Source organism: Pectobacterium cacticida (genome assembly GCF_036885195.1).
GTDB lineage: Bacteria > Pseudomonadota > Gammaproteobacteria > Enterobacterales > Enterobacteriaceae > Pectobacterium > Pectobacterium cacticida.
The window spans coordinates 662,156-686,067 of the sequence record NZ_CP133656.1 but is presented as its reverse complement, the minus strand read 5'-3'; the positions used below and the strand labels follow the sequence as shown (position 1 = coordinate 686,067).

22 protein-coding genes, 1 tRNA gene and 1 other RNA gene are annotated in these 23,912 nt (G+C 47.8%); 13 read left to right on the top strand and 11 right to left on the bottom strand.

The features are described from left to right. Positions 1-46: 46 nt before the first annotated feature. Positions 47-1,060 (bottom strand): tRNA (adenosine(37)-N6)-threonylcarbamoyltransferase complex transferase subunit TsaD, encoded by a 1,014-nt coding sequence (tsaD, locus tag RFN81_RS03225; protein ID WP_264497756.1) that lies wholly within the window; start codon positions 1,058-1,060, stop codon positions 47-49. 232 nt (positions 1,061-1,292) lie between these two features. On the opposite strand from tsaD, the gene rpsU reads away from it, so the two are divergent. The 3 genes from rpsU to rpoD all read left to right on the top strand — a co-directional run bounded on the left by rpsU (position 1,293) and on the right by rpoD (position 5,399). Then, positions 1,293-1,508 carry a 30S ribosomal protein S21 gene (gene rpsU / locus RFN81_RS03220; protein WP_001144069.1) on the top strand — a complete coding sequence of 72 codons (216 nt, stop codon included), beginning with the start codon at positions 1,293-1,295 and terminating at the stop codon, positions 1,506-1,508. A gap of 151 nt (positions 1,509-1,659) precedes the next feature. Beyond that, entirely contained in the window at positions 1,660-3,414 is a 1,755-nt protein-coding gene (gene dnaG, locus RFN81_RS03215; RefSeq protein ID WP_264497755.1) for a DNA primase, read from the top strand. A 155-nt stretch (positions 3,415-3,569) separates the two neighbouring features. Continuing rightward, a complete protein-coding gene (gene rpoD / locus RFN81_RS03210) occupies positions 3,570-5,399 on the top strand; it encodes an RNA polymerase sigma factor RpoD (protein ID WP_264497754.1) in 1,830 nt (609 codons plus the stop codon). Positions 5,400-5,475: 76 nt separating this feature from the next. Here rpoD and mug read toward each other — a convergent pair whose 3' ends face one another. The 3 genes from mug to RFN81_RS03195 form a co-directional block, all read right to left on the bottom strand. Further along, entirely contained in the window at positions 5,476-5,976 is a 501-nt protein-coding gene (gene mug / locus RFN81_RS03205) for a G/U mismatch-specific DNA glycosylase (RefSeq protein WP_264497753.1), read from the bottom strand. A 229-nt stretch (positions 5,977-6,205) separates the two neighbouring features. Next, complete coding sequence (locus tag RFN81_RS03200; RefSeq protein WP_264497752.1) at positions 6,206-6,496, bottom strand: RnfH family protein; 291 nt, start codon at positions 6,494-6,496, stop codon at positions 6,206-6,208. Then, positions 6,477-6,923, bottom strand: coding sequence for a type II toxin-antitoxin system RatA family toxin (locus RFN81_RS03195; RefSeq protein ID WP_264497751.1), 447 nt, complete (start codon positions 6,921-6,923; stop codon positions 6,477-6,479). The genes RFN81_RS03200 and RFN81_RS03195 overlap by 20 nt, the downstream gene beginning before the upstream one ends. 154 nt (positions 6,924-7,077) lie before the next feature. Here RFN81_RS03195 and smpB point away from each other — a divergent pair, with 154 nt between their 5' ends. Next, complete coding sequence (gene smpB / locus RFN81_RS03190) at positions 7,078-7,560, top strand: SsrA-binding protein SmpB (protein WP_264497750.1); 483 nt, start codon at positions 7,078-7,080, stop codon at positions 7,558-7,560. A 50-nt stretch (positions 7,561-7,610) separates the two neighbouring features. Continuing rightward, positions 7,611-7,973: a transfer-messenger RNA gene (gene ssrA, locus RFN81_RS03185) on the top strand. A 448-nt stretch (positions 7,974-8,421) separates the two neighbouring features. On the opposite strand, the gene RFN81_RS03180 is transcribed toward ssrA, so the two are convergent. Beyond that, positions 8,422-8,859: a GNAT family N-acetyltransferase gene (locus RFN81_RS03180; RefSeq protein WP_264497749.1), complete on the bottom strand. Its 438-nt coding sequence runs from the start codon at positions 8,857-8,859 to the stop codon at positions 8,422-8,424. A 32-nt stretch (positions 8,860-8,891) separates the two neighbouring features. Beyond that, positions 8,892-9,164: a DUF1778 domain-containing protein gene (locus tag RFN81_RS03175; RefSeq protein ID WP_264497748.1), complete on the bottom strand. Its 273-nt coding sequence runs from the start codon at positions 9,162-9,164 to the stop codon at positions 8,892-8,894. A gap of 350 nt (positions 9,165-9,514) precedes the next feature. Between RFN81_RS03175 and RFN81_RS03170 the strand changes: the two genes are divergently transcribed. Next, positions 9,515-9,781, top strand: a complete 267-nt coding sequence (locus tag RFN81_RS03170) for a DUF1778 domain-containing protein (RefSeq protein ID WP_264497747.1) — start codon at positions 9,515-9,517, stop codon at positions 9,779-9,781. Between the two features lies 1 nt (position 9,782). After that, positions 9,783-10,298 (top strand): GNAT family N-acetyltransferase, encoded by a 516-nt coding sequence (locus tag RFN81_RS03165; protein ID WP_264497746.1) that lies wholly within the window; start codon positions 9,783-9,785, stop codon positions 10,296-10,298. An 854-nt stretch (positions 10,299-11,152) separates the two neighbouring features. Here RFN81_RS03165 and RFN81_RS03160 read toward each other — a convergent pair. Further along, positions 11,153-11,228, bottom strand: a tRNA-Ile gene (locus RFN81_RS03160). Positions 11,229-11,505: 277 nt separating this feature from the next. On the opposite strand from RFN81_RS03160, the gene RFN81_RS03155 reads away from it, so the two are divergent. From RFN81_RS03155 to RFN81_RS03140, 4 genes are read left to right on the top strand one after another with little or no spacing between them, the layout of a single operon-like run. Continuing rightward, positions 11,506-12,321: a transporter substrate-binding domain-containing protein gene (locus RFN81_RS03155; RefSeq protein ID WP_264497745.1), complete on the top strand. Its 816-nt coding sequence runs from the start codon at positions 11,506-11,508 to the stop codon at positions 12,319-12,321. 23 nt (positions 12,322-12,344) lie between these two features. Further along, positions 12,345-13,853: an amino acid ABC transporter permease/ATP-binding protein gene (locus RFN81_RS03150; RefSeq protein WP_264497744.1), complete on the top strand. Its 1,509-nt coding sequence runs from the start codon at positions 12,345-12,347 to the stop codon at positions 13,851-13,853. 9 nt (positions 13,854-13,862) lie between these two features. Continuing rightward, positions 13,863-14,585 (top strand): GntR family transcriptional regulator, encoded by a 723-nt coding sequence (locus tag RFN81_RS03145; protein WP_264497743.1) that lies wholly within the window; start codon positions 13,863-13,865, stop codon positions 14,583-14,585. Further along, positions 14,585-15,436 carry an urea carboxylase-associated family protein gene (locus RFN81_RS03140; protein ID WP_264497742.1) on the top strand — a complete coding sequence of 284 codons (852 nt, stop codon included), beginning with the start codon at positions 14,585-14,587 and terminating at the stop codon, positions 15,434-15,436. The genes RFN81_RS03145 and RFN81_RS03140 overlap by 1 nt, the downstream gene beginning before the upstream one ends. A 52-nt stretch (positions 15,437-15,488) precedes the next feature. On the opposite strand, the gene aspA is transcribed toward RFN81_RS03140, so the two are convergent. The 3 genes from aspA to RFN81_RS03125 form a co-directional block, all read right to left on the bottom strand. Then, on the bottom strand, positions 15,489-16,928 hold the full coding sequence (aspA, locus tag RFN81_RS03135) for an aspartate ammonia-lyase (protein ID WP_264497741.1): 1,440 nt from the start codon (positions 16,926-16,928) through the stop codon (positions 15,489-15,491). 228 nt (positions 16,929-17,156) lie between these two features. After that, entirely contained in the window at positions 17,157-18,152 is a 996-nt protein-coding gene (locus tag RFN81_RS03130; protein WP_264497740.1) for a LysR family transcriptional regulator, read from the bottom strand. Between the two features lie 515 nt (positions 18,153-18,667). Then, positions 18,668-20,191: a glycosyl hydrolase 53 family protein gene (locus RFN81_RS03125; RefSeq protein WP_264497739.1), complete on the bottom strand. Its 1,524-nt coding sequence runs from the start codon at positions 20,189-20,191 to the stop codon at positions 18,668-18,670. A 787-nt stretch (positions 20,192-20,978) separates the two neighbouring features. Between RFN81_RS03125 and RFN81_RS03120 the strand changes: the two genes are divergently transcribed. Beyond that, entirely contained in the window at positions 20,979-22,076 is a 1,098-nt protein-coding gene (locus RFN81_RS03120) for a glycerol dehydrogenase (protein ID WP_264497738.1), read from the top strand. A gap of 197 nt (positions 22,077-22,273) precedes the next feature. Then, entirely contained in the window at positions 22,274-22,522 is a 249-nt protein-coding gene (locus RFN81_RS03115; protein ID WP_378929286.1) for a 2-hydroxymuconate tautomerase family protein, read from the top strand. A gap of 47 nt (positions 22,523-22,569) precedes the next feature. Here RFN81_RS03115 and RFN81_RS03110 read toward each other — a convergent pair whose 3' ends face one another. Continuing rightward, positions 22,570-23,814, bottom strand: a complete 1,245-nt coding sequence (locus tag RFN81_RS03110; RefSeq protein ID WP_264497736.1) for an Nramp family divalent metal transporter — start codon at positions 23,812-23,814, stop codon at positions 22,570-22,572. Between the last annotated feature and the right edge of the window lie 98 nt (positions 23,815-23,912).

Below are 23,912 nucleotides of genomic sequence, written 5' to 3'. Positions count from 1 at the left end.
CGCTACGTGTAGATTAGCAACACGTAGCAACCATCGCGCTTGACACTTATACCGCAGACAGCTCCGCCAGCGGCCAACGTGGCCTGACTGATACACTCAGCGTCTCACTCGTACCATGACGCAAACGTACGCTACCTGCATAGGCAATCATCGCGCCATTATCCGTGCAAAATGAAGGCCGCGCATAAAATACTTCACCACCGCGTTTTGCCATCACTTCACCTAGGCGCTGGCGCAGCGTCCGGTTTGCACTCACACCACCGGCCATAACAAGTCGTTTAAATCCGGTATCATCCAATGCGCGACGACACTTGATCGCCAAGGTATCCACAACAGCATCTTCAAATGCACGCGCAATATCGGCACGAGTTTGATCGTCATCTCCGTGGTTGCGAATGGTATTGGCGGCAAACGTTTTAAGGCCGGAAAAGCTAAAATCCAATCCTGGGCGATCGGTCATTGGACGCGGAAACGTAAAACGATGGGGATCGCCAGATTGTGCCATTTTTGACAACATTGGCCCACCGGGATAATCCAACCCCAATAGCTTCGCTGTTTTATCAAACGCTTCACCCGCCGCGTCATCAATCGATTCGCCAAGAAGACGGTATTTTCCAATGCCCGTCACGCTGATGAGTTGTGTATGACCACCAGAAACCAACAGTGCCACAAAAGGAAACTCGGGCGGATTATCTTCCAGCATTGGCGCCAGCAAATGCCCTTCCATGTGGTGTACTGGGATTGCTGGCACCCCCCAAGCGAACGCCAGAGAGCGGCCAACAGTCGCCCCCACCAATAGCGCGCCTACCAACCCCGGGCCTACAGTATAAGCCACACCATCAATATCGCTGGCCGCCAAACCAGCTTCACTGAGTGCAGCCTGAATGAGTGGCACCGTTTTGCGTACATGATCGCGTGAGGCGAGCTCAGGCACTACACCGCCATAATCAGCATGTAATTTGATCTGACTGTATAATTGATTAGCAAGCAAACCGGTTTCTGTGTCATAGATGGCCACGCCAGTTTCATCACAGGATGTTTCGATACCTAATACACGCATTGCTATTCCTACTTTAATGACTACGCAAACACATATTCATTTAATGTCGCTTGCTTCAGGCTGGAGATAGTCTACCATAATCGCCTTGTTTTCTGCGCTGACCACCATTGGGCGTTTTATGATCGCTACGACACTTTACAAAGGTGTCGGGTTTGCAGTAGAATTCCGCACCATTTTGAAAAGGCTGGCACAAGGCCAGCGGCAAACCGAATTTATTTAAGGTGAGAGGCACATGCCGGTAATTAAAGTACGTGAAAACGAGCCGTTCGACGTTGCTCTGCGTCGCTTCAAGCGTTCCTGTGAAAAGGCGGGTGTTTTAGCTGAAGTTCGTCGTCGTGAATTTTATGAAAAACCTACGACCGAACGCAAACGTGCTAAAGCTTCTGCAGTGAAACGTCACGCAAAGAAATTGGCTCGAGAAAACGCACGCCGCACTCGTCTGTATTAATTTTTGGAGGAATCGCCTCCAACGCGTGATTAATCCGCAGACTTAGCAGTTGCATACGAAGGCCGTGCTTTCCGAAAGGAAGCGCGGCTTGTTGTCGTTTATAAGTTATATCCGATGTAATTTTTTACAAAACGATATACATCAGGGGCTTATGGCTGGAAGAATCCCACGTGTATTTATTAATGACCTGCTTGCTCGCACCGACATCGTCGATCTTATCGACGCGCGCGTCAAACTAAAAAAGCAGGGCAAAAACCATCATGCGTGTTGTCCTTTCCATCATGAAAAAACCCCTTCTTTCACCGTAAACAGTGATAAACAGTTCTATCATTGCTTTGGCTGCGGCGCACACGGCAACGCTATTGATTTTTTAATGAATTACGATCGCCTTGAATTCGTTGAAGCCATTGAAGAACTGGCTACCCAATACGGCCTTGAGGTGCCTTATGAAACGGGTACTGGCACAACCCAATTAGCACGGCACCAACGACAAAGTCTTTACGAATTGATGGGACGCATTAACGAGTTCTATCGACAAGCGTTGAATGAATCAGCGGGAGTACCCGCGTTACAGTATCTGCAACGGCGTGGTTTAAGCGCAGAAGTAATTAACCATTTTGCGATTGGCTTTGCCCCTCCCGGTTGGGATAACGTTTTAAAACGTTTTGGCAGTAGTCGCGATGATCGCAGCTCATTGAACGATGCCGGTATGCTGGTGACTAACGATCAAGGCCGAATGTATGACCGTTTCCGCGAGCGGGTGATGTTTCCCATTCGTGACAAACGAGGCAGAGTCATCGCCTTTGGGGGGCGGGTATTGGGTGACGGCACACCCAAATACCTTAATTCGCCTGAAACGGAGATTTTTCATAAAGGTCGCCAACTTTACGGGCTATATGAAGCGCAGCAAAATCACGTTCAGCTAAAGCGACTGCTCGTTGTCGAGGGCTATATGGATGTGGTCGCGCTGGCGCAGTTTGGCATTGATTATGCGGTAGCGTCGTTGGGTACCTCAACAACAGCCGAACATATCCAGTTACTCTTTCGTGCCACAGATCAGGTGGTTTGTTGTTACGACGGGGACCGCGCCGGACGCGAAGCGGCATGGCGCGCATTGGAAACTGCGCTACCTTATCTGAATGATGGTCGCCAGTTACGTTTTATGTTCCTGCCAGACGGTGAAGATCCAGACACCTTGGTACGTAAAGAAGGCAAGCTTGCTTTTGAGCAGCGCATGGAGCAGGCCCATCCGTTGTCACAATTTTTGTTTGAAACCTTGCAACAGCAGGTGGACATGAGTTCGCCCGATGGTCGAACCAAACTCAGTTCGTTAGCTTTGCCGTTGATAGGCCAGGTACCGGGAGAAACGCTTCGACTGTATCTGCGTCAGCAACTCGGTAATAAATTGGGAATTTTAGACGATAGTCAGTTGGAAAAATTGCTGCCAAAAGTGTCAGAACCAGCGCAATCCTACCAACCGCCACAGCTAAAAGTTACAACTATGCGTATACTCATAGGACTTTTAGTACAAAACCCGAGGCTAGCCGCAGAGGTTCCCGACCTGGCACTGGAAGGGATTGAAGAAGACAAAGTCGCCGGTTTAACGTTATTTCAGGATCTAGTAAAAACCTGTAATGCCAGCCCAGGGATGAATATGGGGTTGCTGCTGGAAAAATACCGTGACAGCAAATACCACAAGCAGCTTGAAACGATGGCCTCATGGGACCATATGATCATTGAAGAAGAGCTCGACGAGAAGTTCAGAATCAGCTTGGCAGAGCTCTACGATCAACTATTGAGACAGCGACAAGAAACATTGATAGCCCGTGATAGAACGCACGGGTTAAACGCCAAAGAAAAAAAAGAGCTTTGGTCGTTGCAACTGGCATTGGCCAGAAGACACTGATTAAAGAGGCTTAATTGCCGATCAATAGCAGGGTTGCCCCTGCAAAGAGCCGCTACAGGGGGCAGCGGCGATAAGAAAAATCCCCCTAATGCTATTGTTAGCGAACTACGCTGACCGACACCAACCCAAATACTCTGAAGTGTGGATACCGTCTTATGGAGCAAAACCCGCAGTCACAGCTAAAGCTACTTGTCACCCGTGGTAAGGAGCAAGGCTACCTGACCTATGCTGAGGTCAATGACCATCTGCCGGAAGATATCATCGATTCGGATCAGATCGAAGATATCATCCAGATGATTAATGACATGGGCATCCAGGTGATGGAAGAAGCACCGGATGCAGACGATCTGTTGCTAGCCGAAAACACCAATGACGCCGATGAAGATGCGGCAGAGGCTGCTGCGCAAGTTCTATCTAGTGTTGAATCGGAAATCGGTCGCACCACCGATCCGGTTAGAATGTACATGCGTGAGATGGGTACCGTTGAACTGTTGACCCGTGAAGGCGAGATTGATATCGCCAAGCGAATAGAAGACGGTATCAATCAGGTTCAGTGCTCTGTTGCGGAGTATCCAGAAGCCATTACCTATCTACTGGAACAATACGATCGTGTCGAAGCGGGCGAAAGTCGCCTATCCGACTTGATCACCGGCTTTGTCGATCCTAATGCGGAAGAGGATATCGCCCCTACCGCAACGCACGTTGGCTCCGAGCTTTCAAACGACGAAATCACCGATGATGACGAGGAAGACGACGAGGAAGACGACGATAACAGCATTGATCCTGAACTGGCTCGTGAGAAGTTCACCCAATTGCGTGAGCAATATGAAACGACCCGCCAGGCAATCAAAACCTACGGTCGTAGTCATGCGCTGGCGGCACAGGAAATCTTAAACCTGTCTGAAGTCTTCAAACAGTTCCGTTTGGTACCAAAACAGTTTGATTTCCTTGTCAATAGCATGCGTTCAATGATGGATCGCGTACGAACTCAGGAACGCTTAATCATCAAGCTGTGCGTTGAGCATTGCAAAATGCCGAAGAAAAACTTCGTCACCATGTTTACCGGCAATGAAACCAACAATACCTGGTTTATTGCAGCGGTTGCCATGGGTAAGCCATGGTCTGAAAAGCTGAAAGACGTTGAAGAAGATGTCACTCGCAGTCTGCAAAAGCTGCGGCAGATCGAGGAAGAAACCGGCCTGACGATCGAGCAAGTTAAAGATATCAACCGCCGTATGTCGATCGGGGAAGCAAAGGCGCGTCGTGCTAAAAAAGAAATGGTCGAAGCCAACTTGCGTCTGGTTATTTCTATTGCGAAAAAATACACCAACCGCGGTTTGCAGTTCCTTGATTTGATTCAGGAAGGCAATATCGGTTTGATGAAAGCGGTGGATAAATTCGAATATCGCCGTGGCTATAAATTCTCAACTTACGCGACCTGGTGGATCCGTCAGGCAATTACTCGCTCTATCGCCGATCAGGCTCGCACCATCCGTATTCCGGTACATATGATCGAAACGATCAACAAACTGAATCGCATCTCTCGCCAGATGTTGCAGGAAATGGGCCGCGAACCAACGCCGGAAGAGTTAGCCGAACGGATGTTGATGCCGGAAGATAAAATCCGCAAAGTGCTTAAAATCGCGAAAGAACCGATTTCTATGGAAACGCCAATTGGTGACGATGAAGATTCACATTTAGGCGATTTCATAGAAGATACGACGTTGGAACTACCGCTGGACTCTGCCACATCAGAAAGTCTACGCTCTGCTACACACGATGTGCTGGCCGGCCTGACTGCGCGTGAAGCGAAAGTCCTACGCATGCGTTTCGGTATTGATATGAACACCGATCATACACTGGAAGAAGTGGGTAAACAGTTTGACGTCACGCGTGAACGTATTCGTCAGATCGAAGCGAAAGCGCTGCGTAAACTGCGCCACCCAAGTCGTTCTGAAGTGCTACGTAGCTTCCTGGATGACTAATTTATCCCTTAGGTAATTCACTCGTCAGATAACCCCGGTGCGCTGGGGTTATCTTTTCTTCTGCAAATTCCCAAACCTAATGATGCCGCAACGCCTGATATAATTCCTGATAGGATGCAACCAACGACGCCAGCGTCGCACGATTCAATCCGCTAGGATTCGGCAATACCCAAACCTGCGTCTCGCCAATAGTCAGATCCTGGCGCCCCCAGGCGACCCTTTTTATACCAAACGCCCGGCTAAACGCCTGCTTCCCCAGCACGGCCAGCGCTTGTGGTTGATAGTGAGTCATCTTCTCGATCAGCACATTGCCACCTTTTTGCAACTCATTTCGCCCAAGTTCAGTCGCTTCAACCGTTGGACGTTCAACCAACATAGTGATACCGCATTTTGTATCCAACAAATGCCGCTCTTCCGCGGGTTCAAGCAACCGTTCGGTAAAACCTGCCTGGTGGATTACTTTCCAGAAACGATTATTAGGATTAGCGAAGTGATAGCCGTAATGGGCCGTCGACAGACCTGGGTTAATGCCACAGAAAACAACCTGAAGATTCATGGCCAGAATATCGGTAATCATGCCTTTTCCTGCTTTCGTTGACGACAGCCATCATATTAGTACCAATTTGCGATCTTTTTTATCATCGGAAATCGGCGAGCGAAAGGGGCAAGGAAGACTCGTTACACCAACGCTATAAGATAATAAAACGTTGTTGCGCAGCGCTTCGCCGTAACCGCTGAAACCCATGTTCTATGGCGCATATAAAATCGATTGTTCGACTCTAGTGACACCTATTCTTAACGCAAAATCATACCCTATTCTTTGCGCGCTCGGCACGCTGGCGGCGAAGCTCCTTCGGATCAGCAATTAACGGACGATAAATTTCCACGCGGTCACCATCCTGCACCACATCGGTCAGTTTAGCCGCCCGGCTATAAATACCGACTTTATTCACCTGTAAATCAATATCATGGCGGAGTTCCAGCAGGCCCGATGCAACGATAGCCTGCTCAATGGTACTTCCTTCATCCAACGTCACCGTACGCAGATACTGGCGTTCAGGCAACGCATAAACCACATCAACACGCATTTCGGACACGATAAACCTCTTTCGCACGCTGCGTGAACGCCTGCACCATATTCCCCGCCAGCTCCTTGAACACTTTGCCAAAAGCGAGTTCTATCAGTGCATTAGTGAATTCAAACTCCAGATGTAGCTCGACTTTACAGGCATCGGCGCTCAGCGGTGTAAAATGCCAGTCACCGCCTAACTGACGAAATGGGCCATCGACCAGTTGCATATTGATATTTTGGTTGTGCGTCAATGTATTACGTGTGGTGAATGTCTTACTGATACCAACTTTGGATACATCCACCGCAGCAGTCATCTCACCCTCCGAGGAGGAAAGCACTCGACTCCCCGTACAGCCCGGTAAGAATGCAGGGTACGAGGCAACATCATTGACCAGTTTGTACATCTGTTCAGCACTAAACGGCACTAGTGCTGAACGGCTTATCTTTGGCATACTATTTTCCGAAAGTCATAAACGCGCAAAATAATAGCACTGATAACCCAACTGGCAAAAATTCTGCGAAGCTTATCGCACGATCGCATTAACCACGACGCGAAAGCACGGCGGGGATTTCATTCCCAATGACATCCAGTATAATGGCGGCACTATGACAAAGAAAAAAGCATACAAACCCGGTTCCGCCACCATTGCGCAGAACAAGCGCGCCCGTCACGAATATTTCATTGAGGAAGAGTTCGAGGCTGGTCTTGCGCTGCAAGGATGGGAAGTTAAATCACTGCGCGCAGGTAAGGCGAACCTCAGTGACAGCTATGTCACCTTTATGAACGGCGAGGCTTACCTGTTTGGCGCGACCATTACGCCACTAAATGTAGCTTCATCGCACGTGGTGTGCGATCCCACACGTACGCGTAAACTCCTGCTCAACAAACGCGAGCTAGAGTCGCTATTTGGTCGTGTCAGTCGTGATGGCTACACGGTCGTCGCACTATCCATGTATTGGAAAAATGCCTGGAGCAAAGTTAAAATCGGCGTAGCGAAAGGTAAAAAAGATCACGACAAGCGTGATGACATTAAAGAACGTGAATGGAAGTTAGACAAAGCCCGTATCATGAAGAACGCCAATCGTTAAGCCACTGGCTTAACAATGGAAAGTTCTGGTATACTGGCGACAGTTTCTTGGGGGCTGATTCTGGATTCGACGGGATTTGCAAAGCCCAAGGTGCATGCCGAGGGGCGGTTGGCCTCGTAAAAAGCCGCAAAAAAATAGTCGCAAACGACGAAAACTACGCTTTAGCAGCTTAATAACCTGCTTTGAGCCCTCTCTCCCTAGCCTCCGCTCTTAGGACGGGGATCAAGAGAGGTCAAACCCAAAAGAGATCGTGTGGATGCCTTGCCTGGGGTTGAAGCATTAAATCTAATCAGGCTAGTTTGTTAGTGGCGTGTCTATTCGCAGCTGGCAAGCGAATGTAAAGATAGACTAAGCATGTAGTACCGACGGTAGAGTGGTTCCGGACGGGGGTTCAAATCCCCCCAGCTCCACCAATTTAGACATCGGGTATTACCAGATAAATCCGATGAAGTACGAAAAGCCCGCATGGCGTAAGCCCTGCGGGCTTTTTTGTGTCCGCCATTGTCCGACGATATTCGCCTGAATCCAGAGATTATTGGTATACGTTTAGGCCTACGGTATCATATATGCCTAAAAACGTAGGCCTAAAACACGGATGCCCCGGCATGCCAAGAATTGCCCGTCCTCTGACACATACAGAAGTCAGCCCTATAAGCCTGACGGCTTTTGGTAAGGTGCTGCCAAATATGATGTCGGAACATGGGCAGACGTACCTCAAAGGCAGAGTCAATCAGGGCATACAGACTAACCTTGAACTGAAAGACGAATCCGACGCCGACTGGCTGCTCAAATGTGAGATAGCGAGGTAGATACCAGAAACGACAAACCGGCTCTGGCCGGTTTTTACATTGGATGCATAGATTACCAGAGCGGTAAAAGCAATGTGATTGGCTGGATTTCCGAAGGGGTAAAGCCCCAGTGCAGATAAAAAGCCTTTGCCTCCTCAGAGAGCGCATGAACCAATAATGCTTTTGTTCCCACCTGTTCAGCAACCAGCCGGGAACGCAAGACCGCATCTTTCAACAGCCCCGCGCCAATCCCCCGGCGATGATAACGTTCATCAACTGCCAGACGCCCCAAAACTAATACAGGCAGCGGATCAGGCATATTACGCCGCAACGCCCCCGATACAGATTGACGTTGTATACTGCCCGTTGCCAGCGCGTAAAAGCCAATAACCTGATTCCCACCGGATTCACACACGACAAAAGTGCGTGATGCCCCCATGGTCTGCTTCTTGGATGCTTTACGCTTTAGCCATTCGTCCAATGACGGCTCTGAACTTCGGAAATCGACCACGGCTTGCTAAGGTAATAATAATTCTGGTGCCGTTATTCCCACGGTGATTTCCTGTTTAATAACGCCCGTAACCGCTCATTCGTGGCGACGGGTTTTTCCAGTGCGTTAACAAACGCATCAAATTGTGAGTCATCAACCAGAAACAGGCGTTGATCCAATAGCACCTCTTCCGCCTCACGACAAGCAGCCTCAAGGATAAAATCAGTGCGTGACTTTGAAAGCAATTTTGCGGCAACGTCTATCAGTTCCCGTTGTGACGATTTAGCCCGAATGTTGATCGGTGCTTCTTTTGCTTCGGTTCTCATAATTACCTATTGTGTAGCTATTAGCTATACAAACTCATAGCCGATTGTATCGCAAATAGCTACACACATCTTAAATCTCACTGTAGGGTGACGAGTCACTCATCACCTGTTCACCAACTCACCAACTCACCAACTCACCAACTCACCAACTCACCAACTCACCACCATTTAATATATTGATTAATAAAAATAAAAAACCATAGTGAAGAAAGCGAACGGTTTTGTGCAAAATCTTTTTATTTTGAGATAAGCACACTCATCCCCAATGCGAATACTCAGACTATCTTTTGATATGTACCTTATATACTTCTTGTACGGCAATCTGCCGGAATTATGAACGTGAGGTAACTATGCCTACAACCGCAAGACTGGAAGCGCGCATCCCTCCGGAACTCCACGCATTGATCAAACATGCCGCCGAGTTGCAGGGGCGCACAATGACGGATTTTATTATCACAGCAACGCAGGAAGCCGCTAAAAGAGCCGTAGAGGAAACCGCAATCCTGAAACTGGCAATTGAAGACCAAAAGCAATTTGCTGACTCACTGCTATCCGAATCACCGGTTTCCACTGCATTATTAGGCGCAATGCAAAGGCGTGAAGCGTTGGGAAGATAAAATGAGCTTATTGACCTACACGCTACTTGCCAAAAACCATAACAAGAAAGATTTTAATTGCGGCGTTCCTGAGTTAAATACTTACCTGCAAAAGTACGCCGGGCAGTACAGCCGGGAACGCTTTACTAAACGTTATGTTGCCGTTGATGAAAACAATAACGTAGCAGGCTTTTATACGTTGTCTTCCAGTGCAATCGACATCAGCGGCCTACCCGGGACAATTACCAAGAAACTTCCGCGTTATCCTTCGGTACCCGCTGCATTACTTGGTCGCCTTGCCGTCGATTCTGAATTTGCGGGAAAAGGCATAGGCGGTTCATTACTTGTTGATGCGATCCTCAATGTTTCGCGCTCGACAACAGGAATATGGGCTTTACATGTCGATGCGAAAGATGAGGTTGCGAAGAATTTTTATCTGAAATATGGGTTTATTGCCTTTCAACGTAAGCCTAATTCGCTCTATCTTCCTACCACAAATACCCTGTTAAAAGAATTAGCCTTATTTGAACTAGTTTGATAAGCATCCATCAGGATTAAGTACACACCAACACCACTAAAAAGTGATATTCGCATGTACTTATCAAAGCATCATCATAGATTGAGGTAACAGAAGGGGTGGGATTCACAGGGTGAAATCATTAGCAAAAAAACCTATCACTTTTCTGCATTGGTATACGTTTAGGTATACCAACAAAGTCTGAATTCATACTAAAAACATAAATATCATTGAATTACGTAAAATATTCAGAATCACTAGACCATCGATCGACGCTACCGATCAATAACGCATAATCGATCTGTATAAACGTTTATAAAATAAACACACCCAATGTCATTATGTGATTGGATTTAAAACAATAATGATGACACCAGGGAAAGCCAAGCCCGCCATGCGCGGGCTTTTTCACGCCGATAGACAACCGTACTAACTGTCTCACACTAAAACATCCAAAATGCGCAACGCCGCGCTCCCCCCATCAATACGTGCTATGTCATGCGATCCAACCCGATAGTTCCACCACATCGCGCAGGCGTGGCAAACGCACGCACAAAATGAACGGTCACATTGACAAAATCGGCGTTACACCGCACCCGCCTTCGGTTTTCGGATCATAGCTATTTTTCAGTTTTATTTTTCTACAAATGGGTACGCCAGCCTGCGCCACTGCTGGGGTTCTGGTGAAAATCTCAAACTGAAAAATAAGATTAGTAATATTTCCATGCCTGAGTAACCTGCTTCAGGTTAACCAATAGTTGTGTATTTTCGATATGGTCTAAATCTGTTGAGACACTTTTGCGACACGAACTGAATATAACAAAAAAGCCACCTTGTGAAAGGTGGCTTAATCATATGATTTTAAAGCTAAAATTTGGTGGCCCCTGCTGGACTTGAACCAGCGACCAAGCGATTATGAGTCGCCTGCTCTAACCACTGAGCTAAGGGGCCGAACGGGCGACGATTATACGGTAATGTATAGCAGAAGATCTATAGCCTAACTGCCGTATGGCGGTTTTATACTCAGCGCTGTAGCGCATCCTCTTCACTATCAGTCGCCCAAATACCCCTTTCTGGTGCAACACCTTCCCCGACATGCCCCATTTTTGTTCAATGAACGGGCTTTTAGTGCACCTCCTCCCTGATTTACGCATCTATTTCACCAACTTAAAAGTTGGCACATTAAATGCTTATTCATTGTTGAACAAATAATTGTCGAGGCTCTCTGATGAAAATGTTATTACGTATTGCCTTTCTTATCGCCCCTGCATTTTTCAACGTGACACAGGCGGCTACGCTAAAACCGGGTAGCCTGATCATTGGCTCAGACCTATCGTATCCTCCTTATAACTTCTTAAAGGAAGACAAGCCGGCAGGTTTCGATACCGAGTTTATTAATCTCATTTCTGCGCCGTTGAAACTTAAACCTGTCGTTAAGGACACGCGTTTTGCTAACTTAATCCTAGGGTTAAAAAGCAATAAATTCGATGTTATCGCCTCAACGCTCTATGTCACACCAGAACGCGCACAACAAGTAGATTTTCTGCCTTATATGAAAACCGGTGGGACGTTGCTGGTTGCAGCTAACTCGGCCTTCCAACCGAAAAAGCCCGAAGATTTGTGTGGCAAACGCGTTTCCTCTATTAAAGGTGGAGCCTGGATAGCACGTCTGAATGCAGTTTCCACTCACTACTGTCAACCGAAAGGTTTAGGGGCTATCTCAGTTCGCGAATTCCCAACGTCACCTGAAGCGACACAGGCGCTGTTATCAGCAGCGGTCGATGTGCAGTATGAAGATGCCGCAGTCGCCAAGGCGACATTAGAAAAAACCGCTCAACGCCTGAAAATTTCCTCTGATGAGATGATCTATCCCGTCGTGGTAGGGCTGGCCGTCAATAAAGACAATCCGCAGTTGTTGAATGAACTGAAAGCGTCATTCGCACAAAAAGTTAGTGATGGCAGTTATCGCGCGTTGTTGCAGAAATATAACCTGCAAATGCCAGATGCCAATGAAGCTGAGAAAGCGCTGGCTGGCACTCTTTAACCCTTCCCACCTCTGGAGGATGCATGCATTTTGACTGGCCTTACCTAATAAGTTTGTTTCATTACGCCGATTTCTGGCGAGCCAGTTGGCTGGTGGTCCAGTTAAGCGTGCTGACCTGGCTGGGAGGCGTTGTTCTGGGCTTAGGTGTGGCGCTGGCTAAACAGTCGCATAACGTACTGTTGCGTAACGCAGCGGCCTGCTACATCTGGCTTTTCCGAAGTCTACCGCTACTGGTGCTGTTGATCTTTATTTTTAACCTGCCACAAATTTTTCCGGCGACGAGCGATGTGTTGTCTAGTCCTTTTGCTGCGGGTCTGCTAGCGCTCATTATTAGTGAAACGGCCTATATAGCGGAGATCCACCGTGGCGGATTGCTGTCAGTGCAGCGTGGACAGTTCGAAGCGGGCCGTGCACTAGGGCTCAACACAACCCAAATTCGTTTAAGTATCATTATCCCACAGGCTCTGCGGATCTCTCTGCCTACGTTAGTGAATGAATTTATCACTATCGTGAAGATGACCTCGCTGGTATCAGTGATCTCGCTGTCTGAAATTCTGAGGGTGGGCGAGCGTCTCTATACTGACAATTTTAAGGTGATGGAAACCATGCTGGCGGTGGCTTTCTACTATGTGTTGATCGTCACAATGTTTGAGCGTCTGTTCGGCTGGCTGGAACGCCATTGGGATGTTCAAAATCGTAAACCCGCTCCGTTTGATGCTGCGCAAGCGCGCGCTCTTTTGCCCATCGCCCCCGTTGTTACACGCAAGCGTCGCAGTGCTTCGGCGAAACCGATTTTACAATTAACGGGGATCAGTAAATCTTTTAATGGCAAGCCTGTATTGCAAGATATTCATCTTAGCGTACTACCGGGCGAAGTGATCTCGATTATTGGCCCATCAGGTTCAGGGAAGACGACGCTCATTCGCCTGATCAATGGGCTGGAGAAAATGGATCGTGGCAGCGTTGAACTCTTAGGACGCGCGTTCATTCACGCCGGGCAACGAGAAGATGCCCTACCCTACCGCGCTCAGATTACTAAACTTGGTATGGTTTTTCAGAGTTTTAATCTGTTTCCCCATAAGACGGTGCTGGAAAATCTGATGCTGGCCCCGCAGTTGCACAATCTCGACAGCCATGAGGCGTTGTATCAACGCAGTCTGGCCATGCTCGATAAGGTTGGCATGTTGGAACATGCCGCTAAATATCCCCATCAATTATCCGGCGGACAACAACAGAGGGTGGCTATTGCCCGTACACTGGTGATGAAACCCGCAGTGGTTCTGTTTGATGAGCCGACCTCGGCACTCGACCCAGAGCGTGTCAGCGAAGTACTCCTGGTCATTGAAAAGCTGGCGCAGGAAGGGATCACCATGTTGATTGTGACGCACGAAATGAAGTTTGCGTTCTCCATTTCCGATCGCGTGGTGTTTATGGAACAGGGGCGTATCGAAATTGATGCGCCACCGGCTGAGATTCGCCAGATGCGCGATCATCGGATTTCCCGCTTTATTAACGATATGGCCGTGGTCTGAGGGACGCATATGAAAGGAAACATCGGGGATTCATGTCCCTTACTGATTGAAATACCAGAACATATTGATCTAAGCGGGTTACCTGCCTTTGAGCGCATTTCTATCCTGCTACGTGAAAATATCATCAACGGTAATCTGGTGGCAGGACAAGCGTTAGGCGAGATTGAACTGGCGGCATTATGCGATAGCTCACGAAATACGCTGCGCGAGGCGTTACGTTTTCTGCATGGCGAAGGGCTGGTGAATTATCACCAGAACCGAGGGGTATTTGTCCGCCAGCTTGATAAACGCGATGTCAGGGACATCTTCAAAGCGCGTCGCCATCTGGAAGTCCTGGCATTGACGGTTAGTACCCCGGTCAGCGATTTTCACCTGGCGCGTATGAAAACACATCTGGACAACGCCGCACAATCAGCGGCGGCGTCGGAATGGCGGAGCGTCGGCACCCACAGCCTGCGCTTTCATCAGAGTATCGTACAAATGTTGGGCTGTGCGCGCTTTAACGATTTTTTCAGCGTGCTACTGGCGCAGTTACGTCTGCTATTTTGCAGCGGCGCCGGAGAGCGCGATTTTCAACTACCGTGGATTGCCCGCGATCGCGAAATTCTGGCGTTACTCAATCAGCAACAAACCGCAGCAGCCTGCCGGGCATTAACCGACTATCTCGATTGCTCAGAACGCCAGTTGATGACCAACTTTACTCATCCTATGACTCATGGAGAATCTTACTGATGTCGAATTATCCCGCCGCTTACCAGAGCACGTCTGGCTCGGCGTTAGACGTTGATCGCCCCTTTTACAAAGCGCTTGCCGAAGGCCCTCGCGAACTGATCGCTTCCCATTTGATCCCTATTCGTACTGGTTTCGCCTGGGAGGTTCCTGCCGGGCATCTATTTCGGATTACTACCCCAGAAGGGCCACAGGTCGGGGATTTGAATATCTGGAACCGCCGCGATCCGCGCGAAAGAATGTGGGTATCCCGTACTCGCCAACTACAACGGGCGCACTTATCTACCTATGATCGCCTGTGGTCTACTCTGCCATTTATTCGCCCGATAGCGACCATCACCGCCGATTCACTGGCGGATTATGGTATTGATAGCGATGGTGGTCGGGTACACGACCTGATGGGCACTCGTTGCGATCCTTATGTGAATAAGTTGCTAACTGGCGAAGATTTCGATTTCCATTGCCATTCCAATCTGGTGCGCGCCATACAGCCGTGGGGACTAACAGAATTTGATGTCCACGACGTGATGAATGTGTTTCAGTGCACCGGTCTGAATGATGATGATCAGTACTTTATGAAAGCCTGTCCGGCGAAAAAGGGCGATTATTTAGAGTTTTTTGCTGAAATCGATCTGTTATGCGCACTTTCGACCTGTCCGGGTGGTGATTTGTCACTACCTATGTGGGGAGATGAGGCGGAAGATACGCTGAAAGTTTGTCGCCCGCTCGGGGTGGAAATTTATCAACCGCAGGCTGAGCTACTCGCCAACTGGGCGCCTCCCGTTTCGCCAGACTATCGTGGCAACCATGGCATGCAGTTAAAACCGGTCAACTGGTCGTCCCACAACGACTAATCCAGAAAAAGCCCGGAGTTATCCTCTGGGCTTATGCACCAATAGACAAAAATTAAAGGGCTTCATTCTCATCGATATAGCGTTTTCCTTTGTAGGCTGGACGCATCAGGTTCTGGATGGAGAAAATGTCGTCTAGTTGTTCTTCGGTCAGCAGGCCACGCTCAAGCACCACTTCGCGCACGCTCTTGCCTGTCTCAGCACAGATTTTCCCCACAATGTCGCCATTGTGATGACCGATGAACGGGTTCAGATAGGTCACAATACCAATAGAGTTGAAGACATAAGCCTCACACACCTCTTTATTAGCAGTGATACCGTTGACGCATTTTTCCAGCAAGTTATAACAGGCACTGGTGAGAATCTGGATGGATTCGAACATTGCCTGCCCAATAACCGGCTCCATCACATTCAACTGTAACTGACCCGCTTCCGCCGCCATGGTGACACAGGTATCGTTACCGATGACTTTAAAGCACACCTGATTCACGACTTCGGGTACGACGGGATTTACCTTAGCGGGCATGATGGACGATCCAGCTTGCAATTCCGGCAGGTTGATTTCATTCAGGCCGGTGCGCGGGCCGGAAGAGAGCAAACGCAGGTCATTACAGATTTTCGACAGTTTTACCGCCAGGCGTTTCAGTGCGCTATGCATCATGACATAAGCGCCACAGTCGGATGTTGCTTCGATCAAATCTTCCGCCGGCACGCATGGCAGCCCACTAATTTTCGCCAAATGCTGAACGGCTAACTTTTGATACTCATCCGGCGTATTCAGGCGCGTACCGATAGCGGTTGCGCCAAGATTCACTTCCAGCAACAGCTCGGCGGTACGCAACAAATTACGGTTTTCTTCTTTCAGCAGCACGTTGAAGGCGTGGAACTCCTGACCGAGCGTCATTGGCACGGCATCCTGCAACTGAGTCCGCCCCATTTTCAGGATATTTTCGAACTCTTTTGCTTTGCGCTCAAAACCCTCGCTCAACTGGGTAATCGCTTCGACTAATTTTAAAATGGATGAATACACCGCGATGCGAAAGCCCGTCGGGTAAGCATCATTGGTCGACTGGCATTTATTGAGGTGGTCGTTTGGGTTCAAATATTGATATTCCCCTTTCTGGTGCCCCATTAATTCCAGACCGATATTCGCCAGTACCTCGTTAGTGTTCATGTTGACCGATGTCCCTGCCCCCCCCTGATAAACATCGACAGGGAATTGGTCCAGACATTTACCATTATTCAGCACCTCATCGCAGGCGCGTATAATAATATCTGCAATGTTACGCGGGATAGTTTGCAGTTCTTTATTGGCTAACGCCGCTGCTTTTTTTACCATCACCATCGCACGGACAAATGCGGGTATATCGCTAATGGTGCTATGGCTGATATAAAAATTTTCAATCGCACGCAGTGTATGGATACCGTAATAGGCATCGGCGGGAACTTCACGGGTACCGAGTAGATCTTCTTCAATACGGATATCGGTTGACATGGTTATTTTTCCTTTTTTATGCACATAGCATTACTTTCAACATTAACATTACGATTTTTAAATTTATTGCTTCTTATTTCTTCATTTTAAAATTACAAAAAACTGCCATAATTCTGATAACGTCAGGACTAAAAAACTTCTCGTCAAAATGGGGCTGAATTTGTATCGTTAAATTGCCATACCTGTCTTTTCAGCCCCCCATTAGTCATTAAAAATGCTGTCTTGCCGTTATTCAGTATCGTTATTGCCGATCTCAACCAGTTTTTCTATTCCGCGGCTTAGCGTTTTTAATTTTGGAATAAATACGGTTTTAATAATTTCATGCGTAACATCGCACGCTTCTTCGAAAAACGCGCTGTATTCATCACGATGCCCGACAATATACAGCGAGCGTTTGATATTGAGCTGATCCGGCATATGCGTCAGCACTTCGCGAGAATGAGCAATGGATTGCAGGAAGCTGATCGGGGTTGTTACCGCCCAACCGATGCCTGCCGCGACCATTGACGTTAAGGTATCTGCGTTATCAAATTCGAGCATATTGGGTACACGGATATCAATGCGCCGCAGATAGCGTTCAATTTGCATTCCAATCTGCGAGTTCCGATTAAAGCGCACCAGCGGTAATGCGGCAGAGAGTTCTCGGATGTCCTCAACCGTATTGATACGTTTGCGGTAATCAGGAGGTGTGATGATGAAGTAACCTTCGGAAAATAACTGATAGCGCACCACACTGTCGCTATCAATTAACGGATCGCTGGTTACGATCAAATCCAGTTCACGTCGCATTAACGCCTCACCTTGCTGCGGGCTGAGACCGGTACGAATGAGTAATTGCGATGAACTTTTCATCAGGCGTTTGGTAAACACGGAGCCACAGGTTATCGCAAATGAATCAACCAACCCGATACGCAGGTCAGGCTTAATGCCCTTTCCCGCTTCCAGCACTTGCGCCTTCAGATTCGCGATTTCCTCCGTCAGGATTTCTCCCCGATTTTTTAACGCAATGCCATAAGGCGTCAGAACAAAGGGGCGGCGAGCCCGATTCACTAATTTGACGCCGAAATCTTCTTCCAATAAGCGGATCGTTTGCGAAATCGCAGAGGGCGTCAGGCCTAACCGCGCCGCGGCGGCCGTCATGCTTCCAACTTCTGCCATCGTTACGAAAACATGGACGGCATACATATCGATCGATTTATTCGCGGACACTGTTCGTTTAACCATCAGGGTTTGCCTACGCTGGCAGGTGAATGCCGTCGAAATATGAAACGTTAGTCTATCCCAACTCGCTGACTACGGCCTTGCTAACTGATTCTAAACCAGAATAGTCAGCTAATTTCAGAAAAAATACAGGTTATGTCACTGATTAATTTTTTCTTATCTTTAGATTTAGTGGATCTGAAGATCGGGCTGATGAATATCTAAAGACACACGCGGAAAACCATTCCCCTTCTCCATCGACGCGCCTATGCCCCATGTTAGGAAACAGCATAATGTTGAAAAACGCTGGCTCACTCGGCTTGGCAGACGATCGCTGAGTTGAACGTCATCTCACTGCGGAAGAGGCAAGCTGGCGATCAGTTTTTTTTGGAATGGTGCTCACCGAAATGAAGTCAAGCCTGGCGGCTCGAAATACAGAAAGTCCACCAAGAGAAGTGTGGGGGGATGAGGTTTTACGTCTATCCAGGTATCCAGTTAAACAGGACGGCCACGTAAGAGAATTACGCGGCCTGACAATATCAATTAGTGGTTATTTTCCATAACTGGTTCGCTTTTCCATTATCCGTTTGCTGTACGCCTGACGCACCATCCTCCACTGAGCGACTCTTAATTTCTAACAACTTGCCACTATTTCTATTCAGGATTTTATAATATCCATCTCCAGCATCTAAAATCAGCCACTGTTGGCTGAAATGGCCGGTGTTGTACATTTGAATAATTTTTGCTCCATTTTCACTGGCGCTTGAATCAATATCGATATACTTTCCGCTATTAACATTCACAATATTGAAATAACCGTTACCAATTGGACTGAAATAGAATCGTTGGCTACTCCAGTTATTATCGCCATATTGTTCTAAAGTAGCGCCATCCTCAAGCGAACCGCTTGCAATATTAAGCGACTTACCACTATGGCGATTGACGATTTTGTACTGCGCACCATCAATGAAATGGATTTGTGATTCAGCAAAAGCGTCTACTGTTCGGGTAAATTGCAATGTATTAGCTGAAACGAGCTTTGTCGCACCTAATGCATAGCCATCCGTCAGCACATTCGCATTCGCGGCTGGCTCCCAGTAAAAAACGCCTATACCTTTATTACCTGGAACCGCTTTTACTAAATCAATCGTATTTTTGACTGTCCAGTAACTATCCTCTGGCTTACTTTCAAGACCGCCAATCTCTACCACCATTACTTCTTTGCCATAGCGGCGCGCCATATCATTAAGATTGTTAGCCAGATCGCCAGTTATCTCCCAATAATTTTTCCCTTCCCAATGGGGATAGAATGAAAAACCAATAACATCAGTTTTACCGCCATGTTTAGTGAGGAAATTGTCAAAAAACCAGCGCGCGTTAGAATTATTATTTCCGTGTGCTAAATGGCTGATGACCTTTGTGGAAGGGCTGACCGCTTTAACCGCATCATAGCCTGAATTAAGTAACTGAGTTAAATCAGCGAACCGATTTATGCTACCTTCTGGCAATAAAATACCCGAATTCATCTCGTTACCGACTTGTACCCATTCTGGCGTCACGCCCGCGGATACTAACGTCGTCATCACCTCGTGAGTGTGATTATAAACCGCGGAGGTTAATTGGCGAAGATTGTAATTCGCCCATGCAGCCGGCTTTTGCTGACGCGCAGGGTCAGCAAAAACATCGCTATAATGGAAATCGACCATAACACGCATTCCCATTGCTTTAGCACGCAAGGCGGCTTCCACCACGCGGTTTTTATCTGAATAACCGAGCATTGTCCAGGTCGTTTTATAGCTATTCCATAGGGCATTGGCCGCCGGATTAACAAAAACACGTAGCCGTACCGCATTGATGCCGTGATCGCGTAATATTTGCAAGACATCGCGCTGCGATCCTGCATCATCAAGCCAGCGCACACCGCGATCTTCTAATTGCTTAACCCAACCAATATCCGCGCCATATGCAAAGGGCGGTGCCGCCTTAGCTAGATTAACTGACATAATCCCCATAAAGAAGACTAATAATAGAATGCTTATTCTTGAATAATGATTCCTTTTCACGTATTTCTCCTTGAAACGACACTATAGAATAGTTTTATACCATAAAAGCATATAGGAACAGATTAAAAAAATGAAGACGATAAGTCTATAAAAAGCATCTGATGAAAATCAACTACTATTAATAGTAATTTTTATTTATTAACTTCACCCACAAAATTAAGCATCCTATTTTATCATCGTAAGATATTAACTGGGTAATTATTCAAAAATCAATTAATTCACCGAATACGATTACCGAGGGTATTAAGATATCTGTCCTGTATACCTATACAGAATTAACATTAGCCATATTCAATCCGCGGGAAAAAGTAAGCATTTTACGCTTTATGATTTAAATACCATTTTTTTAACAGAAATAACCCTGCGGTGAACGGATAAAACCGACAACGCAAAACCTATCTCAGTAGGCGTAATTGTCGCGGTCAGTTTGGTCACGGACAGCGCGCAGAAACCGGAGCGTACACGAAGTACGTGAGGATTTCGAGCACTGCCCAGGGCCGAAATGGCAAGTAAAATAGCGCTAATGGGATAGGTTCTAAACCTCTTCAAGTGGCGACACACGTCGATGACATCAGTAGATGGACTAATGGCCCCCGTCATTGATTAGAAGAAGGTCTGAGAAGCGAATACCAAAGGTAGACGATAGGAGAAGATCGCCTAACTACATGATTATTATAATCTAGCTTTACCGCTTATACCGCTCTTTTCGTCTATTAACAGTTTGTCGGCTATGCTATAACAATGCCATACCGCATCACTTTTATAACAACATCATGAGGTAGATAACATGAACCATTTCATTTTCTCTTCACCTAGAAAATATGTTCAGGGTAGCGGCGTATTGGATGAACTGGGCGAACAACTTAAGCCCCTAGGCGCCAAAGCATTTTTGATGGCAGACAACATCGTATGGGATATTATCGGCCAACGTGTCTATGACTCACTCAAACAGGCAGGCATTGATCATCATTATGAGCGCTTTAACGGAGAGGCATCGAGTAATGAAATAACCCGTCTTGCCGGGTTGGCTCGTGATGCAGGCGCGGATATCGTCGTTGGGCTAGGAGGGGGGAAAACATTGGATACAGCAAAAGCTGTGGCCGATGAGTTAAAACAGAATGTCGCTATCGTCCCCACAGTTGCATCGACAGATGCTCCGTGTAGCGCGCTCTCCGTCATCTATACCGATGACGGTGTGTTTGATTCCTACCGTTTTTATGACAAAAACCCCGATCTGGTTCTGGTCGATACTGCAATATGCGCTCAGGCTCCCGCTCGCCTATTTGCTTCAGGCATTGCCGATGGACTGGCTACCTATGTTGAAGCTCAGGCCGTGCTGCGCTCTCATTCTCTCTCGATGTTGGGCGGTAAGCCAACCCTGGCAGGTATGGCGATTGCAGAAACGTGCGAGAAAACACTGCTGACCTATGGCTATAGCGCCTATAAAGCCGTGGAAAAAGGCGCCGTCACGCCAGCAGTCGAATCCGTTGTTGAAGCGAACACTCTGCTTTCAGGCTTAGGGTTTGAAAATGGCGGATTAGCAGGTGCCCATGCTATCCACAATGGTTTTACCGCCATTAAGGGTGATATCCATCATCTTACGCATGGAGAAAAAGTGGCCTATGGCACGTTAACACATATGGTATTGGAACAGCGTCCCGATGAAGAAATCGCACGCTATATCCGTTTTTACCGAGCTATCAACATGCCGACCCGGCTAAAAGACCTGCACCTTGAAAACGAATCGTTTGAAAATCTGGTCAAAGTCGGTGCTTTGGCGTGCAGCGACGCCGATACACTGAAGAATCTGGACAACAGATTAACCGCGGAAGACGTCGCACACGCGATTGTCGCCGTCGATGCATTCAGCAAAACGATCGACTAACCATTGCCATAGAAGCCCGACGCTACCATCTTTATCGCGTCGGGCTTAGGTCTATAGACGAACGATTCTTTCCAACCATCGGCTAAAACATCCTTTCCATATCATCAACCACCCCATTAATATCAACGCTGAATTGATATTCAACGGTCAAACTAATCTACGTGGATTCACCACGCTTTTATCATGATAGGACTTTGCTGCTCTGCCGCGAGCCACTATCTCATCATCGGAGAATAGAACACATGCCATATGTCAACATCAGGATCACTAATGAGGGCGCTACCGCTGAACAAAAACGTCAGTTGATTGAAGGCGTCACCCAGCTTCTCGTCGATGTGCTAAACAAGAACCCGAAAACGACCGTAGTCGTTATTGATGAAGTTGAAACTGACAACTGGGGAATTGGCGGCGTGCCAGTAACAACCTTAAGAAAAGCCGCGCAATAGGGAATTGCGCGATAGGTTTCCGAGTGGCCGAATACATGCCTACGGCATCAGGCATGTATTCCAAGTAGCGTATCAATTAGCAGGTACATATTCAGGGAAACGACCAGTATGACAATTAATTTCCCGCAACGCTGCACCCAGCGGCCGTTGACCATTCCGCCCATCAGCTCACGATTCCCCGTGAAAGAAAGTAACGGAATCAGAGCCAACGCAATCCCAAAACTCAAGACTACCTGACTCAATATCAGCACTCTCGTCGGATCCATTCCGGACATAATAACAATAAACGACGGTAGCATCGTCACGGTACGACGTACCCAGAGCGGAATATGAAAATGCACAAACCCTTGCATCACCACCTGACCCGCAAGTGTACCAACCACGGTGGAAGACAGACCTGCCACCACCAAACTCAATCCAAAAACGACCGCGGCGGTTTTACCTAAAAGTGGCTCTAACGTGAGGTACGCTTTATCCAGATCGGCGATATCCTGATTACCACTGAAATGAAACGCCGCTGCCGCCGTTGCCATCATGGCTAGATTAACAAATCCGGCGATAGTCATCGCAATCGCAACATCGGCCTTCGTTGCAGAATAACGTTCTGCACGGCTGTGGCCGCCTTCATGCTGAGTAAGAGAAGAGTGGAGGTAAATCACATGCGGCATAATCGTCGCACCTAACACGCCAGCAGCCAATAGCACGGCATCGGAGGAGGGTAAGGCTGGAATTGCCATGCCTTTGGCCAGCGCGGCTAACTCAGGCTGTGAAAACACCAATTCGACAATATATGCCGCCGCCACAAACAATAACAAGCCGCCGATGACTCTCTCCAGGGGCTTCTGGCCGCGCTGTTGCAACATTAAAATCAGAAAGGTTGCAATGGCGGTAAGGATCGCACCTTCCAGTAAGGTCACCCCCAAAAGCAACTTAAAACCAATCGCCGCACCGATGAATTCCGCCAAATCGGTCGCCATCGCGATAATCTCAGCCTGAATCCAATATGCCCAAACAGCTGGTCGCGGGAAGCGATCGCGGATATGTTCCGCCAGGTTTTTTCCCGTTGCGATCCCCAGCTTAGCGGACAATAATTGGATTAGCATCGCCATCAGGTTCGCCCAAACAACGACCCACAGCAAGGTATACCCATAGGTGGCACCAGATTGAATATTAGTGGCGAAATTGCCTGGATCGATATAACCAATCGCCGCGATAAACGCTGGCCCCATCAAAGACAACTTTATCTTCCTTGATGTACGGCTTGTTGATTCAATAGCACGGCTACCCGGCATAGCATGACCCTTCTAATACTGTCGTTATATTACGCTAAGGGTTACTCTCACAAAAATGAGAATGCTTATCAAGCGCATTTATAACGACAACATCGATT

Coding starts and splice junctions, on each gene's coding strand:
- tsaD (WP_264497756.1), bottom strand. CDS start 1,060: ATGCGTGTATTAGGTATCGAAACATCCTGTGATGAAACTGGCGTGGCC.
- rpsU (WP_001144069.1), top strand. CDS start 1,293: ATGCCGGTAATTAAAGTACGTGAAAACGAGCCGTTCGACGTTGCTCTG.
- dnaG (WP_264497755.1), top strand. CDS start 1,660: ATGGCTGGAAGAATCCCACGTGTATTTATTAATGACCTGCTTGCTCGC.
- rpoD (WP_264497754.1), top strand. CDS start 3,570: ATGGAGCAAAACCCGCAGTCACAGCTAAAGCTACTTGTCACCCGTGGT.
- mug (WP_264497753.1), bottom strand. CDS start 5,976: ATGATTACCGATATTCTGGCCATGAATCTTCAGGTTGTTTTCTGTGGC.
- RFN81_RS03195 (WP_264497751.1), bottom strand. CDS start 6,923: ATGCCAAAGATAAGCCGTTCAGCACTAGTGCCGTTTAGTGCTGAACAG.
- smpB (WP_264497750.1), top strand. CDS start 7,078: ATGACAAAGAAAAAAGCATACAAACCCGGTTCCGCCACCATTGCGCAG.
- RFN81_RS03175 (WP_264497748.1), bottom strand. CDS start 9,164: ATGAGAACCGAAGCAAAAGAAGCACCGATCAACATTCGGGCTAAATCG.
- RFN81_RS03170 (WP_264497747.1), top strand. CDS start 9,515: ATGCCTACAACCGCAAGACTGGAAGCGCGCATCCCTCCGGAACTCCAC.
- RFN81_RS03165 (WP_264497746.1), top strand. CDS start 9,783: ATGAGCTTATTGACCTACACGCTACTTGCCAAAAACCATAACAAGAAA.
- RFN81_RS03155 (WP_264497745.1), top strand. CDS start 11,506: ATGAAAATGTTATTACGTATTGCCTTTCTTATCGCCCCTGCATTTTTC.
- RFN81_RS03150 (WP_264497744.1), top strand. CDS start 12,345: ATGCATTTTGACTGGCCTTACCTAATAAGTTTGTTTCATTACGCCGAT.
- RFN81_RS03145 (WP_264497743.1), top strand. CDS start 13,863: ATGAAAGGAAACATCGGGGATTCATGTCCCTTACTGATTGAAATACCA.
- RFN81_RS03140 (WP_264497742.1), top strand. CDS start 14,585: ATGTCGAATTATCCCGCCGCTTACCAGAGCACGTCTGGCTCGGCGTTA.
- aspA (WP_264497741.1), bottom strand. CDS start 16,928: ATGTCAACCGATATCCGTATTGAAGAAGATCTACTCGGTACCCGTGAA.
- RFN81_RS03130 (WP_264497740.1), bottom strand. CDS start 18,152: ATGGTTAAACGAACAGTGTCCGCGAATAAATCGATCGATATGTATGCC.
- RFN81_RS03120 (WP_264497738.1), top strand. CDS start 20,979: ATGAACCATTTCATTTTCTCTTCACCTAGAAAATATGTTCAGGGTAGC.
- RFN81_RS03110 (WP_264497736.1), bottom strand. CDS start 23,814: ATGCCGGGTAGCCGTGCTATTGAATCAACAAGCCGTACATCAAGGAAG.